General features: G+C 67.6%; 14 protein-coding genes and 1 pseudogene. 8 read left to right on the top strand and 7 right to left on the bottom strand.

The features are described from left to right. Positions 1 to 10 precede the first annotated feature (10 nt). The 5 genes and pseudogenes from GKZ92_RS15320 (at position 11) to GKZ92_RS15300 (ending at position 5,435) form a co-directional block, all read left to right on the top strand. Entirely contained in the window at positions 11 to 1,417 is a 1,407-nt protein-coding gene (locus GKZ92_RS15320) for a YhgE/Pip domain-containing protein (RefSeq protein ID WP_155225401.1), read from the top strand. A 50-nt stretch (positions 1,418 to 1,467) separates the two neighbouring features. After that, positions 1,468 to 3,324 (top strand): annotated as a pseudogene (locus GKZ92_RS15315) (pyruvate kinase). Between the two features lie 95 nt (positions 3,325 to 3,419). Next, entirely contained in the window at positions 3,420 to 4,235 is an 816-nt protein-coding gene (gene recO / locus GKZ92_RS15310) for a DNA repair protein RecO (RefSeq protein WP_119032744.1), read from the top strand. After that, on the top strand, positions 4,216 to 5,037 hold the full coding sequence (locus GKZ92_RS15305) for an isoprenyl transferase (RefSeq protein WP_006356729.1): 822 nt from the start codon (positions 4,216 to 4,218) through the stop codon (positions 5,035 to 5,037). Before recO ends, GKZ92_RS15305 begins: the two co-directional genes overlap by 20 nt. Next, positions 5,034 to 5,435, top strand: a complete 402-nt coding sequence (locus GKZ92_RS15300) for a hypothetical protein (RefSeq protein WP_006356730.1) — start codon at positions 5,034 to 5,036, stop codon at positions 5,433 to 5,435. The genes GKZ92_RS15305 and GKZ92_RS15300 overlap by 4 nt, the downstream gene beginning before the upstream one ends. Positions 5,436 to 5,466: 31 nt before the next feature. On the opposite strand, the gene GKZ92_RS15295 is transcribed toward GKZ92_RS15300, so the two are convergent. From GKZ92_RS15295 to GKZ92_RS15270, 6 genes are all read right to left on the bottom strand, one after another. After that, positions 5,467 to 5,898, bottom strand: coding sequence for a Fur family transcriptional regulator (locus GKZ92_RS15295; protein WP_005199285.1), 432 nt, complete (start codon positions 5,896 to 5,898; stop codon positions 5,467 to 5,469). Then, positions 5,895 to 6,266: an ArsR/SmtB family transcription factor gene (locus GKZ92_RS15290; protein WP_006356731.1), complete on the bottom strand. Its 372-nt coding sequence runs from the start codon at positions 6,264 to 6,266 to the stop codon at positions 5,895 to 5,897. The genes GKZ92_RS15295 and GKZ92_RS15290 overlap by 4 nt, the downstream gene beginning before the upstream one ends. Positions 6,267 to 6,344: 78 nt before the next feature. Continuing rightward, positions 6,345 to 7,802, bottom strand: a complete 1,458-nt coding sequence (locus GKZ92_RS15285; RefSeq protein WP_419773262.1) for a M28 family peptidase — start codon at positions 7,800 to 7,802, stop codon at positions 6,345 to 6,347. 123 nt (positions 7,803 to 7,925) lie between these two features. After that, positions 7,926 to 8,441: a MarR family winged helix-turn-helix transcriptional regulator gene (locus GKZ92_RS15280; protein ID WP_006356733.1), complete on the bottom strand. Its 516-nt coding sequence runs from the start codon at positions 8,439 to 8,441 to the stop codon at positions 7,926 to 7,928. Between the two features lie 205 nt (positions 8,442 to 8,646). After that, positions 8,647 to 10,194, bottom strand: coding sequence for an AMP-binding protein (locus tag GKZ92_RS15275; RefSeq protein WP_006356734.1), 1,548 nt, complete (start codon positions 10,192 to 10,194; stop codon positions 8,647 to 8,649). Between the two features lie 42 nt (positions 10,195 to 10,236). Continuing rightward, the gene (locus GKZ92_RS15270; protein WP_006356735.1) at positions 10,237 to 10,668 is read right to left on the bottom strand and encodes a VOC family protein; all 432 of its coding nucleotides are present in this window, start codon (positions 10,666 to 10,668) and stop codon (positions 10,237 to 10,239) included. Between the two features lie 149 nt (positions 10,669 to 10,817). Between GKZ92_RS15270 and GKZ92_RS15265 the strand changes: the two genes are divergently transcribed. Next, positions 10,818 to 11,795 carry an NAD(P)H-dependent flavin oxidoreductase gene (locus tag GKZ92_RS15265; protein ID WP_006356736.1) on the top strand — a complete coding sequence of 326 codons (978 nt, stop codon included), beginning with the start codon at positions 10,818 to 10,820 and terminating at the stop codon, positions 11,793 to 11,795. Positions 11,796 to 11,914: 119 nt separating this feature from the next. Here GKZ92_RS15265 and GKZ92_RS15260 read toward each other — a convergent pair whose 3' ends face one another. Further along, positions 11,915 to 12,772: a MaoC/PaaZ C-terminal domain-containing protein gene (locus tag GKZ92_RS15260; RefSeq protein ID WP_006356737.1), complete on the bottom strand. Its 858-nt coding sequence runs from the start codon at positions 12,770 to 12,772 to the stop codon at positions 11,915 to 11,917. Positions 12,773 to 12,888: 116 nt separating this feature from the next. On the opposite strand from GKZ92_RS15260, the gene GKZ92_RS15255 reads away from it, so the two are divergent. Both GKZ92_RS15255 and GKZ92_RS15250 read left to right on the top strand, forming a co-directional pair. Next, a complete protein-coding gene (locus GKZ92_RS15255) occupies positions 12,889 to 13,281 on the top strand; it encodes a Zn-ribbon domain-containing OB-fold protein (protein ID WP_006356738.1) in 393 nt (130 codons plus the stop codon). Beyond that, positions 13,278 to 14,486: a thiolase family protein gene (locus GKZ92_RS15250; protein WP_040003884.1), complete on the top strand. Its 1,209-nt coding sequence runs from the start codon at positions 13,278 to 13,280 to the stop codon at positions 14,484 to 14,486. Before GKZ92_RS15255 ends, GKZ92_RS15250 begins: the two co-directional genes overlap by 4 nt. Positions 14,487 to 14,493: the final 7 nt, after the last annotated feature.

The raw sequence follows: 14,493 nt of genomic DNA, 5'->3' as shown, positions 1-14,493 counted from the left end.
AGGTACGTCGATGGGAACGCACGAGTCGCAGGAGACCTCCGACACAGGTCGCGGAGCGCACGAGGCGCCGGAGGTCGAGGAACCGACCGGACGGACCATCGCCGGGGTGCTCGGATCGCCCCGGTTCTGGCTCGCTCCGCTGATCCTCGTCGCGGTGCTGTTCTCGCTCATGGCCGCGCTGTACATGTCGGCCGTCGTCGACCCGCAGCGCCACCTCCACGACTTCCCGATCGCCCTCGTCAACGAGGACTCCGGCGGCGAGGTGACCGGCGCCGACGGCAAGGCCACCGAGCAGAACTTCGGCGATCAGGTCGCCGACGGCATCATCTCCTCGGCCGCCGACAACGGCATCGTCGTCCGGCGCACCGATCGGTCGACCGCTCTCGGCGAACTGAACAGCGGCAAGGTGTACGGCGTCGTCATCATCGGTTCGAACTTCACCAATCGTGCAGTCGCGCTGGGACGTTCGACGGTGCTCCCGGCGCAGCCGACGCGCCCCGCCATCGACATCTTCATCAACCGCGGGTCCGGCGCCTTCGCGTCGTCGATCACCACGACGTTCGCCGAGCAGGTGACCACGCGGGTCAACGCCGAGGTCGGGCAGCAGCTGACCGCGCAGGTGCGCGAGCAGCTCGACCGCAACGACGTCACGTTCACCGGTGCCGCTCAGCTCGCGCTGGCGAGTCCGGTCGCTGTCTCGGTGTCGGAGCCGACGCCGCTGCCGCAGGGCGCCGGAAACGGATTGTCGGCGTTCTACCTCACGCTGCTCCTGGTGCTGGCCGGCTTCACCGGCGCGATGATGGTGAGCATCGTCGTCGACGGCATGCTCGGTCAGACGCCCATCGAGTACGGCCCGTTCTACCAACTCCGCGAACGTCTCGCGATCAGCCGCTGGGCGACGCTCGCCGCCAAGTGGACCATCATGTTCCTCGTCTCGGTGGTGCTCTCGACCCTGTTCATCGCGGTGGGCTCGTGGGTGGGTACGTCACTGCCGAACGCCTTCGTGCTGTGGCTGATCTCGATCCTCGCGATCTTCGCGGTCGGGGTGAGCGCGAGCGCGATGATGGCCGTGTTCGGCAACGCCGGCCTGCTGTTCAACCTCGTGTTCTTCGTCGTGTTCGGCCTGCCGTCGTCGGGCGGAACACTGCCGCTCGAGGCGAGTCCGCGGTTCTTCGAGTGGATCGCGGCGATCGAGCCGATGCACGTCATCTACCTCGGCGTTCGGTCGGTCCTGTACTTCGACGCCGACCTGTCCGCCGGGCTCGCGCGGTCGGTCGTCCAGTGCTTCATCGGCCTGCTCCTCGGCGTGCTGCTGGGTCTGCTCGGCACCAAGTACTACGACCGCAAGGGTTGGCACCGCTACCCGGGTGGCATGACGCTCCCGCCGAAGCTCGACAAGATCGTCAACGCGGGCTGACCGGGTTCTACGCCCCGCCCCCTTGCGCGGAAACCTGGCACGGTGGATGCATGGGTACGTCGGTGGAGATGTCGATCGCGGAGATGTCGGCCGCTTTGCACGACCTGCGGGACGAGCTCGACCGTGCGGAGGAGCTCGCGGGGCCGCTGATCTCCGCGGTGGCCGAACAGCATCGGCAGAGCGCGCGCAACCTCGTGCACTACGTCACGGTGCGACGGCGGGATCTGCGTCCGCTGCAGTCGTCGATGGCCGCCCACGGGTTGTCGAGTCTCGGCCGGATGGAATCGATCGTCTACTCCTGGATCGAGACGGTCATCGAGACCGTCGACGCCCTCGCCGCAGGCAGACGCAGACACCCGATCTGGGGTGATCTCTCCGACGGGGTACGGGTTCTCGGCGCCAACCGCGACCAGTTGTTGGGCAGCGTGCACCCGGGTGGGGCCGACGACGTGACCGCCGACCGGCCCGGCGACGAGCACGGTAGACGAGCCAGCCGGGTGATGGTCACGATGCCGACCCAGGCCGCCGACGACCCGGATCTGGTGCGACGCATGGGCGAGGCCGGGATGGATGTGGCACGGGTGAACTGCGCCCACGACGGACCCGCCGGATGGGCGCGGATGATCGAGTCGGTGCGCGGACTCCCCGGGCGCGTGCGTGTCGCGATGGATCTGGCCGGGCCCAAACTCCGCACCGGACCGCTCGAGCCGGGACCGAAGGTCGTCAAGGTGAAACCCGTCCGAGCCGACGACGGGACCGTCGAACGCCGATCACGGGTGCGGATGAGTACGACCCCGCCCGATCCCGATCACGCCCTGCCCGACGGCATCGACGCGATCATCCCGGTCGACGACCTCGGCGCGGTGTGCCAGGGCGACCGACTCCGGCTTCGCGACGCACGCGGTCGCCGTCGACGCCTGGACGTCGTCGCGGTGTCCGAGGCCGGGATCGACGGCGAATGCGATCGCACCGTCTACTACCGGACCGGGGCGTCGATCACGGGAAAACGGCTCCGCGGAAAGGCTCTCGTCGTCGGGGATTTGCCGGAGAAGCGCCAGCATCTGCTGATCCGCTCCGGCGACGAGATCCGACTCCAGCGTGACCTCGCGCCCTCACCCGCGACCAGGGTCGGACCACATCGGATCGGATGCGAACTCGGGAACGCCTTCGACGATGTCGAACCGGGGCACCGGGTGCTGTTCGACGACGGGAAGATCGCCGGACGCGTGCGCGAGAGGTTCGACGACGAGATCGTCGTCGACATCGAACGCGCCGGCCCGAAGGGCACCAAACTGCGAGCCGAGAAGGGCGTCAACCTCCCGGACACCACTCTCCACATCCCCGCGCTGACACCGGAGGACCGCGCAGCTCTCGAGTTCGTGGCGACGCACGCGGACATGGTCAACTTCTCGTTCGTCCGGTCGCCGGAGGATGTCGCCGACCTCATCGCCGAACTCGAGCGCCTCGACGCCCGGAACGTCGGGATCGTGCTCAAGGTCGAGACCCGCGCCGCGTTCGAATCGCTGCCGCAGATGCTCTTCGAGGCGATGCGATGGGATGCGGTCGGCGTGATGATCGCGCGAGGGGACCTCGCCGTGGAGGTCGGGTTCGGCCGGCTGGCCGAGGTGCAGTAGGAGATCCTGTGGCTCTGCGAGGCCGCGCACATTCCGGTCATCTGGGCCACGCAGGTTCTCGACGGCCTGGCGAAGAAGGGTGTTCCGTCTCGTGCTGAGGTCACCGACGCCGCGATGAGCCGCCGTGCCGAGGGGGTCATGTTGAACAAAGGTCCGTACATCGTCGAGGCCATCGAGGCGCTCACCTCGATCCTCGACCGGATGGGCGGCCACGTCGAGAAGAAACGGTCGCTGCTGCGTCCGCTCACCTCGTTCGACATCAGCCCGCGCTGACCCACTGCTGCTCGAGTAGACCCGAGCTTGCGAAGGGCGTATCGGAAGGGCATGTCGGGGTCGGCGGTGTCGGTGGACGGTGGGACAATCGGCGGGTGAGGTTCTACCGGGATGAGGCCGTCGTGCTCCGCCAGCACAAGCTGGGCGAAGCCGACCGCATCATCACCCTGCTGACCGCGGAGCACGGGCTCGTGCGCGCGGTCGCCAAGGGGGTGCGCCGGACACGGTCGAAGTTCGGCGCCCGTCTCGAACCCTTCGCCCACATCGACGTGCATCTGTACCCGGGGCGCAGCCTCGACGTCGTCACCCAGGTGCACAGCCTGCACGCCCTCACCGACGCGATCGTCGCCGACTACGGGCGCTACACGACGGCCTGCGCGGTCCTCGAGACCGCCGAGCGGCTGGCGGGTGAGGAACGCGCACCCACCCGCCAGCTGCACCGCCTCACGGTGGGTGCGTTGCAGGCGCTGGCCGAGGACCGTCGGCCGCGGGAACTGATCCTCGACGCCTACCTGCTGCGCGCCATGTACAGCGCCGGCTGGATGCCCGCGCTGGAGGAATGTGCGCGCTGCGCCAACCCCGGTCCGCACCGGGCCTTCCACGTCGCCGCCGGCGGGGCGGTGTGCCTGCACTGCCGGCCACCCGGCTCGGCCACCCCGTCGCCCGGCGTGCTCGACCTCATGGACGCGCTGTTCCGCGGTCAGTGGGAACACGTGGAGGAGTCGTCGAACTCCCTGCGCCGCCAGGCCAGCGGCCTCACCGCCGCGCATCTGCAATGGCATCTCGAACGTCAGCTCCGAACCCTGCCGCTCATCGAACGCACGGCGCCTCATAGGCTGATGGAAACGGGTGTCGAACCAGTGGCGGACGACGGGGTGAGGAGAGTCGACGATGGCGTTGCGGCCGGGTAGTTCGTCGAAGGGACGCAAGCCGACGAGCCCACGTACGGAGGTTCGTGCCCCGGATCCCCATCCCAGCGGTGCTCGGCCCCCGGCCATTCCCGCCCAGTTCGTGCCCAAACACGTGGCTCTGGTGATGGACGGCAACGGGCGCTGGGCCACCGACCGCGGACTGCCGCGAACCGAAGGACACAAGCGCGGTGAGGCCGTCCTGATGGACACCGTCTGCGGCTGCATCGAATTGGGCGTCGGATGGCTGTCGGCCTACGCCTTCTCGACCGAGAACTGGTCGCGCAGCCCCGAAGAGGTGCGTTTTCTGATGGGCTTCAACCGCGACGTCATCCGCCGGCGCCGCGACGAGATGCACGAGATGGGCGTTCGTGTCCGCTGGGCGGGTCGCCGACCCCGACTGTGGCGCAGCGTCATCCGCGAACTCGAGATCGCCGAGGAACTGACCAAGGACAACACCGTGATGACGCTGACGATGTGCGTCAACTACGGTGGCCGCGCCGAGATCGCCGACGCCGCCCGTGAGATCGCCCGTCGCGCCGCACGTGGCGAGATCGATCCCGAGCGCATCACCGAGTCGACCTTCGCGCGTTACCTCGACGAGCCCGACATGCCCGACGTCGACCTGTTCCTGCGTCCGTCGGGTGAACAGCGCATCTCGAACTTCCTGCTGTGGCAGTCGGCCTACGCCGAGATGGTCTACCAGGAGAAGCTGTTCCCCGACTTCGACCGCCGCGACCTGTGGGACGCGTGCCTCGAGTACGCCTCCCGCGACCGTCGCTTCGGTGGGGTGAACCCGTCGTGACCGATGCCGCCGCACTGCTCGAACGTACCGCCGTCATCGTGGCCGAGCTCGGTCCCGTCGACCGACCCGACGCGGAATCGGTTGTGGTGCAGGTCGGTCCGACGCGTGCATCGATCCGGGTGCTGACGCTGTCGGACGGCCTCGACGTCCTCGCCGTGACCCAGATGGTGGCCATGGACCTGCCCAACACCCCGACCCTGCGCGACGACGTGGAGGCCTTCGGCGCTCAGTTGAGCTTCGGGAGTCTGCGTCGGTCCGATCCGGCCGGTGTCACGACAGACGTGTTGCAGTACTACACATTTCCAGCGGGCCGACTCGACGACCTGCCGCTGCTGACGGTCCTGCACATCGTACTCGCCGCCGGGGTCGACGCCGCCGAGCGACTGGTGGCGACGTAGCACTTCCGGACTGAGGTCGCTCCACGCTGCGTCAGTTGCGCTGGCACCCTTGGCAGTTCGCGCACAGGCCGAAGACCTCGACCGTGTGATTGATGTCGGTGAAGCCGTGTTCGGCGGCGATGGTCGCGGCCCACTTCTCGACCGGGTCGGCCTGCACCTCGACGGTGGTTCCGCAGTTGCGGCACACCAGGTGATGGTGGTGTCCCGACGAGCAGTGGCGGTACCGGGTTTCGCCGGACCCGTCCCACAGGACGTCGATCTGACCGGCCTGGCTCAGGGCCTGCAGGTTGCGATACACGGTGGTCAGGCCGATGGACTCGCCTCGGCCCTTGAGGATCTCGTGGAGTTCCTGGGCCGAGCAGAAGTCGTCGGTGCCGGCGAGGGCGTCGGCGATGGCCGCGCGCTGGCGCGTCGAACGGACTCCGGTGACCGGCTGCGGGCCGGATGCCTCGACGCCGGTCATTCGGACACCACCGACGGGCCGCGGTTGGTCTCGTTCGCGTGGACCAGTGCGTCGACGACGATGTGGGCGACGTGGTCGTCGAGCAGTTCGTAGGTGATCTCGCGACCGTTGCGATGGCCGCGGACGACGCCGGCGTCCTTGAGGACGCGAAGGTGCTGGCTGACGAGCGGCTGGCTCAGACCGAGGTGGCCGACGAGTTCGTGCACACACTGGACGCGCTCACGCAGAGAGAGCACGATCGCGACGCGGGTGGGGGAGGCGAGAGCCCGCAACAGATCGGCGGCGGCTTCCCGTGCGGCGGCGTCGGAGTCGTCGGCCGGTCCGGACGCGCCGAACTGCCCGGATCCCTTGATGGGTTCAGCCGACATGTCACTCCTCCCGGAACGCTCGCGTCACAGCACTGCCGCCATTCTAACGGAAATGGTTTTCAATCAGTGACGGCGGAGTCAGCCTTCGGTCCGTTGCCGCCGTTCGACCGACGGAACGCCGTCGGGACCGTTCGTCGCGAGCGCGTAGGCGGCCACCGCGTGGGCGACCGCGGCGGCGTTGACGGCCAGCAGATCGGTGTTGATGTTGTCGATCGTGTCGCGGGGGCTGTGATAGTTCGGATCGAAGGCCACCCCGGCCTCTCCGCCCCACATCTCGGCTTCCTTCTCGCTCTTCTTCCGCTCGGCCCCGGTTGCCACGCCGCCGGCCGGAATACCGACCGCGATGAACGGACCGTAGTCGGATCGACCGTCGAAATCGGCCGCGCCCAGCTGGATTCCCCGGTCGGCGTAGAACTTCGCGAAGACGCGTTCGATGCCGTCGGAACCGGCCGGACCCGCCGCGGCGCCCTTGCGTTCGGAGTCGTCGCCGTCGTAGGTGAAGTACCCGCCGTTGGGGGAGGCGAGCATGTCGAAGTTCAGATACAGCGCGAGGGCGCGTCGTCCGGCGGCGTCGAGACCGCCGACGTACTCGCGGGAGCCGACCAGACCGTCCTCCTCGCCGCCCCAGAACGCGAAGCGCATCCGGTGGGGGACCCGGGGTGACGACCCGAGGCGCAACGCCGTCTCGAGGACCGCCGAACTGCCGCTCGCGTTGTCGTTCATGCCTGGTCCTTCGACGACGCTGTCGAGGTGGGCGCCCGCCATCACGACGTCGTCGGGCGTCCCGGTGCGGGTCTCGGCGATGATGTTGCGGGTCGTGATCGGGGTGGTCTCCGCGTCGACCTCCAGCCGCAGTTGCTCGGCCTCGCGCACCTGGTCGGCGTCGTCGCGTGCCACTGCGAGAACGGGTATGTCCGGCACGTCTTCGGTGCCGAGGGTCAACCCGAACGGCGGCCCGTCCTCGTTGTTCACGATGACGACTCCGACCGCTCCCGCCGACTGAGCGTGGCGGGCCTTGTCCGTGAAGGTGCAGTCACCACGGGTGATCACCGCGAAGGCCCCGCGCGCGTCGGCCGGGAAGTCGGCGGGTGCGCACCCCGCAGCGGCGACGGTCACCGGTTTCGCGGTGACCGGCTCGCGGGTCCCGACCGAGTACTCGAGCACGTGTCCCTTCACGTCGCGGCCGTCGGCGGAGAACTTCACCGACTCGAGGTCGTAGCGCTTGTAGCTGAACTCCGGCGTCGTGACCTCGAACCCGGCGCCGCGCAGTAGTCCGGCTACGTAGTCGACCGAGGCGTCGTAGCCGGGGGTACCCGACGCGCGGGTCCCGCCGTGGTTGTCCGCGATCTGCTGGAAGGCTCGGACGTGCCCCATGACGCGGTCGAGGGTGACCGCGTCGGCCAGACCGGCCGGGGTGACGTCGGTGACCGGTGGCCCGACGGACGGCGTTGAGACCGGGGCCGAGGACGCACTGCGCCTGGGACTCTCCGGTCCGGCGCCGCCGCAGCCGGCGATGGTGACGGCCACGACGATCACCGCCACCAGACGAAGCCCGGCGGACCGACCGGGCCGGTTCCGGTGTCGAGGCGGTGACTTGCTGTGCGCGCTGGGCGCGCACTGATCCGGCCGGGTCACCTTCTGAGCTTCACACCCGGGTTCTCAGGCGTCCCCGGCGCCCTGTCGCATGGCGGTCAGCGCGTCGCGGAGCCGTTTGACGTCTTTCGGAGTACTGCCGGTCATCCCGAAATCGACGCCGGTCAGGCCGCGCGTGGCAGCGGCTACGATCTTTCGGCCCTGGGGGGTGATCGTCACGCAGGTGGCACGACGGTCGGTGGGGTGGGGGCTGCGCTCGAGGAGCTTGCGAGCCTCCAGTCGGTCGGTCGCCAGCGTCGCGGTGGTTGCGTGCACCATGAGGTTGCGCGCCAGGCTGGAGATCAGACGGGTGCCGTGTTCGGATAGTTGCAGTGTCATCAGGAGCAGATAGTCGGTCATGTTGAGACCGTGCTTCTTCAGCTCGGTTTCGACCTCGTCGGCGACGATGCGCTGGTAACGCAGCAAGGAAGTCAGCGTCAGGAAGCGCTGCTCGTCCCCGTCGAGCTTCTGCTGTTCCCAATAGTGGCGTGCCCAATCCACCGGGTCGGTGATCGTGTCCGGCGTCTTCTGCGTGCTCGTCACTGCTCTGCCTCCTGTGGCCTGGTCTCCGCTGTCGGCCGAAAATGAAAGTCTACGCCTTGAGTATCGGAACAGCACAGTGGACGGGTCTGTGTGATCGCGGGAGACGCGACACTCTCGGAGACCCGACCTCCGCGAGGATCGTACGTCGCAGGACCGCGGAATGTCGGGGCCGGCCCGGTCTGCCGGTCACGCCTGGGTGCGATGATCACGATGGGACACGCTGCCGGGCGCCGAGTTCGGTGACGTCGGATGCTTCCCCGGCGGAGAGTCTGCGCATCGCCCGCTTGTCCAGCTTGCCCACCGCCGTGCGCGGCAGCGAGTCGGTGAGATACACCTTTCGCGGGATCTTGTAGCCGGCCAACCGGGTTCGGGCGTGGCGCTCGATCTCCGCCATGCTCAGGGGGTCGCTGGGATCGGCCGGGACGATAAGGGCTGCAAGACTTTCGCCCATCTCCTCATCGGGAACCCCGAAACATGCGACGTCGGCGACGGCCGGATGGTCGGCCAGTACCTGCTCGACTTCGGCAGGGTAGATGTTGACACCCCCGGACACCACCGTGTCCGAGAGTCGGTCGGTGATCCAGACGTAGCCGTCGGCGTCCATGTGCCCGGTCTCGCCGAGGGTGAAGCGCTCCCCGCTGCGCGTTCCGTCGGTGTAGTTGATGCCGTGACCGCTGGTGTCCAGAAACCACAGTGGCCCTTCGGTTCCCGGCGGTGCGGGCCGGCCGTCGGTGCCGGCGACGAACGCTTCGAACGGTGGAACCGCACGGCCCACGGACCCGGGACGTTCGAGCCACTCGGTAGCGCTGATCATGCAGGTGGTGCCGACTTCGCTGGCACCGTAACTCTCCCAGACGATGTCACCGAACCATTCGATAACGGCGCGCTTCACCGGGAGGGGGCACTTCGCGCCGACCTGCAGGACGTGTCGGAGCGAGGCGAGGTCCGCGGCGGCACGACGCTCATCCGGGAGGGCGAGTAGGCGCTGGAAGTGTGTCGGAACCATGATGGTCGAGCCGATCCGGTCGCGTTCGAGGGCGGTCAGTACCGACTCGGCCCGGAACTTGCCGGTGACGGTGACAGGTGTGCCACCCGCGAACAGGCGTGTGCCGGTCAGCGGGCCGGAGTGGTACAGCGGGCCGACCACGAGGTGTCTTCCGAATTGCACCATGTGGTTCCGGCCGAGTCCATCGAGGTGTTCGGCGATGTTGTCGCCGCCGACCCAGGACGTGAACGGCAGTTCGACGCCCTTCGGGCGACCGGTGGTTCCCGACGTGTAGACCAGCGTCCGTCTCGGTGGCATGTCGGTCGGCGGCTCGTCCATACCGTCGCACCAGTCGGACCACGGCCTCACCCCGGCCGGGTGGTCGGCGTCGCCGCCCCACGCGACCACCGTGCGGATCCCGGCGAGACGGGCCGCTTCGGCCGCAACGTGGACTGTCTGCTGGTCGCACAGGATCACTTCCGCCTGTGAATCCTCCAGTATGTGCGCCGTCTCCGTGGCCGTCAGGTGTGAATTCACCGCCACCGCAGACGCGCCACCGAGGATGCACGAGACGTGGGCCAGGAGGGTCTGTGCCGAGTTCGATGCGATGACCGCGACCCGACGCAGCGGACCCAGTTCCGCGCGCGCCAGTGCATTCACCGCCGGCCGCAGCCGCCGGTCGACCTCTGCCCAGGTCAGGGACTCGTCGTCGTCGCGTAGGGCGATCTCGGTGGGTCGTTTCCGGGCGAGCCGACCCGCGAAGGTCACGGCGTCACCGCGGGCGGTCCGGCCACCGATGGCTGGGTTCGGCTACGCGGCGTCATCGCGCTGCACGAACTCGATGGTGTTGCCATCGGGGTCGGTCACGAAGGCGATCCATGTGCCCGACTCGACCTCGAAGGGCTCCTTGAGGACCGACGCGATTCCCGACTCCCGGCAGTCGGCGAGCAGTTCGGCGAGATCGTCCACCGAGATGGTGAGGTAGCGAATCCCGGTGCTCGCGCCGATGCCGCCGACAGCCGCGGTCGAGGCGGGTGCGGTGTCGTACACCAGCATCTTGAGGAGGGCGTCGCCGAGTTGGAAACGGGTGATCGAGACGCCGCCCATGCGAATCCGATCGAGCTCGGGGAGGCCGAGTACGTCGCGGTAGAAGCAGGTCATCTCATCGATGTTCATGGTCACGATGCCGAGATCGACGACTGGTTTGGACAAGGCGGCGGCCATGAATTCCTCTGCTTCCATGAGGTCTGGACTGATCAGTCATACTCCAGTCTACAATAGTAGAGGTATAGAGTACTAGTGGATGCTCGGGAAGCCGTCGGCGGGAGCATCGACCCGCACCCCAAATCGCACGACGGTGTCGTCGAGTCCGTTGTGGCAAGGAGATGTTGATGATGAGAACACGCTTCACCGAGACCTTCGGGATCGATCATCCGATCGTGTGCGGCGGGATGACCGCCGTCGGAAGGGCGGGCCTCATTGCGGCCGTCGCCGATGCCGGTGCTCTCGGCTTCCTGACGGCGCTGACGCAGCCGACCCCCGAGGATCTCGCCATCGAGATCGGCCGGGTTCGCGAGTTGACCGACAAGCCCTTCGGCGTGAACCTCACCATCCTGCCCACGGTGAATCCGGTCCCGTACGACGAGTACCGCGACGCCATCATCGACGGCGGGGTCAAGATCGTGGAGACGGCCGGGGCCAATCCCGAACCGCACATGCCAGCCTTCAAGGCCGCCGGCGTCAAGGTGATCCACAAGGCTGTTGCCGTCCGGCATGCGCTGAAAGCCGAACGTCTCGGGGTCGATGCGATCAGCATCGACGGCTTCGAGTGCGCCGGACACCCCGGCGAGGACGATGTTCCGGGACTGATACTCATCAACGCGGCCGCACGGAAGCTCTCCATTCCGATCATCGCATCCGGCGGCTTCGCCGACGGTGCCGGCCTGGTCGCGGCGCTCGCGCTGGGTGCGGACGCCGTCAACATGGGCACGCGGTTCGTCGCAACCACCGAATCGCCGGTGCATGACAATGTCAAGCAGCAGATCGTCGCCAACGACGAGCGTTCAACCGTCGTCGTTTTCAGGGAGTTCCGCAACACTGCGCGGGTCGCGCGCAACGCGGTCTCGGAAGAGATCGCCGAGATCTCGGCGCGTCCGGGGGCGACGTTCGCCGACGTCGCGCACCTCGCGTCCGGTGAGCGTGGTCGCCGCGAGGTGCTCGACGCCGGGAACATGGATGGCGGGATGTGGTGGGCCGGACAGGCTCAGGGGCTCATCGACGAGGTGCTGTCCTGTCGTGAGGTCGTCGACTCGATCGTGTCGGAGGCCGAGTCGATCATCGGTGACCGTCTGCCGAAGCTGCTGGGATGACCCGGTGGGTCCCGAGGTGATCATGCTGGAGACTTGCTGATCGGCCGTCGGACCGCTCATCACATGACCGCCGCCGGAAGGCTCTTCGCCGGCGGCGGTCACCTGATGTCGTCAGGCTCTCACTTCACGCCTGCGAGGCCGCCGGTGAGCACCTCCTTGTCGTGGCGTCCTCGCATCCGGAAGCCGACAGAGCTCGCGTCGGGACGCCACAGGTCGACGGTGAGCGTGTCGCCGGGCCAGACCGGTCCGGCGAACCGTGCCGACATCGACGTCAGGGTTGCGTCGGGCCCGGCCACGTCCAGAACCGCGCGGCCGGCGAAGCCAAAGGTGCACAGGCCGTGCAAGATCGGCTGGTCCATGCCGGCGCGGGCCGCGAACGCCGGATCCGAGTGCAATGGGTTGTAGTCGCCGGAGAGTCGATAGATCAGCGCCTGATCAGGTCGCGTCTCGTAGGTGAGCGTGGTGATGAGGTCGGGATCGGTGGGGGCCTCGGTGGTCGCCGAGTTCGACCCGGCGAGACCGCGTTCGCCGCCCCAGCCTCCGACGTCGCGAATGAACAGACCGGCTGAGCTGCGCCACAGCGCACGGCCGTCGGTGCCGGTTCCGGTGGTCTGGGCGACAATGAGTGCCGCTTTGCCCTTGTCCCACATCTCGGTGATCTCGGTGACGGCCTGCGCTTCGCCTTCGACGGGGATCTCGTCGAGGATCTCCACTCGCTGTTCGGCGTGCAGCAGTTTCGTCCAGTCGAACCGACCGGCCTTCTTGAGCACGCTGAAGTCGACTCCGAGGGTCACCGGCATGGTCGGCACCATCTGCTGCTCGACACCCTTGGTGTTGTTGGTGGTGAACTGCAGGTCGTCGGTACCGGCGCCCACACCCAGCGCGTACAGCATGCAATCGCGCGAGGTCCACCGGACGGTTCTGGGCTCGCTCGTGGCTCCCAGCGCGTTCGGATCGAAGGGTTGCGACTGCGACATGGCGTCTCCTGATTCGCGGTTGTGGTCGAGATGGTCGTGTAGTAAATACTCTAGTACTATACAGTTTAGTCGGCCAGGTTTTCCTGACCTGGCATCCATCCCTCGAAAGGCGCGAGATGACGCAGACGATTCCGGCGGTCGACTACCTGGTGCTGGGAGACCAACCGCATCTGGTCGCGAACGCATGTGTGCAGTGCGGAGCCCTCTACTTCGACCGTCGCAACGCGTGCGCCAAGTGCTTTGCCACGGACTTCGAGTCCCGGCCGCTCGCCACCGAAGGCGTCCTTCGCGCGTACACGATCGTCCAGCGCGGTGCGAAGAACGGTCCGTTCACCTCTGCGGTGGTCGAGCTGACCGGCGGGGGTGTCGTCAAGGCGAATCTGCTGGGCGTCACCGAGGCCGACGGCATCCGGCCGGAGATGAAGGTCCGGTTGGCGACTTTCGAGGCAGGTACCGATGACGACGGAACCGTCGCCGTCGCTTTCGGATTTGAACCGATCGGAGCATGAGCATGAGTGACAACGTCTGGATCATCGGCACGTCGATGACGAAGTTCGGTCGATTCGCCGACCAGGATCTGCTCGACCTGGCGGCCACCGCGTCGCTCGACGCGCTGGCTGACTCCGGTCAGACCATGGCCGACATGGGAATGCTGGCCCTGGGCAACGTCTACGAGGCGAACTCCCACAACGGCCAGCGTCTGCAGAAGCAGATCGGTCAGACCGGCATCCCCGTCTACAACGTCGTCAACGCGTGTGCCACCGGGGCGACCGCGGTCCGCGTGGCGATGATGGGCATCAAGGCCGGCGAGTGCGACATGGCGCTGGCCGTCGGTGTCGAGAAGATGGGCAAGATGGGCATGCTCGGCGGTGCTGCCCGCAAGGCGGGGGAGAAGAAGATCTTCACTCCCAAGGGCCGCTACGGAGCAGTGGTGAAGACCGAGGGCCTCCTCGGTACCGGTCTGATGCCGGGTGTCTTCGCGCAGGCGGGCACCGAGTACGCGCTCGCCCACGGCGTCACCGCCGAACAGTTCGCGAAGGTCGCGGTGAAGAACCACCTCCACTCGACCCTGAACCCGTTGGCGCAGTACCGAAAAGAGTTCACCCTCGACGAAGTCATGGGCGCCGAGGTCATCAGCCATCCCAACACGCTGCCGATGTGTTGCCCGACCGGTGACGGTGCCGCTGCGGTCGTGTTGGTCTCCGATGCCAAGCTCAAGACCCTCGACCCCGACGTCCGACGCCGCGCGGTCAAGATCAGTGCCTCCGTGATGACCTCGGATCCGTGGGTCGACGGCGGCCAGGTGCAGCCCGACGTCAACACCCTGACCAGGCTCGCGGCCGACCAGGCCTACGAGATCGCCGGCATCGGCCCCGATGATCTCGATCTCGTCGAGCTACACGACTGCTTCGCCACCGCAGAGCTGATCCACTACGACAACCTCCGACTGTGTGAACCGGGTGGCGCGGGCGACTTCATCGACTCCGGCGCCCCGATGCGGGATGGCCGGATACCGGTGAACGTGTCCGGCGGTCTGTTGTCCAAGGGGCACCCCATCGGGGCCACCGGCATCGCGAATCTGTACGAGGTCGCAACCCATCTGCGCGGTGAGGCCGGCGACCGCCAGATCGAGGGCGCCAAGGTCGGCCTGACCCACGTCATCGGCCTGGCATCGGCATGCGCCATCCACGTGCTGGAAGCCCCGGCGGCATGACTCCCGC

Source organism: Gordonia sp. 135 (genome assembly GCF_009720185.1).
Classification (GTDB): Bacteria; Actinomycetota; Actinomycetes; order Mycobacteriales; family Mycobacteriaceae; genus Gordonia; species Gordonia alkanivorans.
Note: the sequence above shows the minus strand (reverse complement) of the source record. Positions and strands in the feature narration are given on the sequence as shown.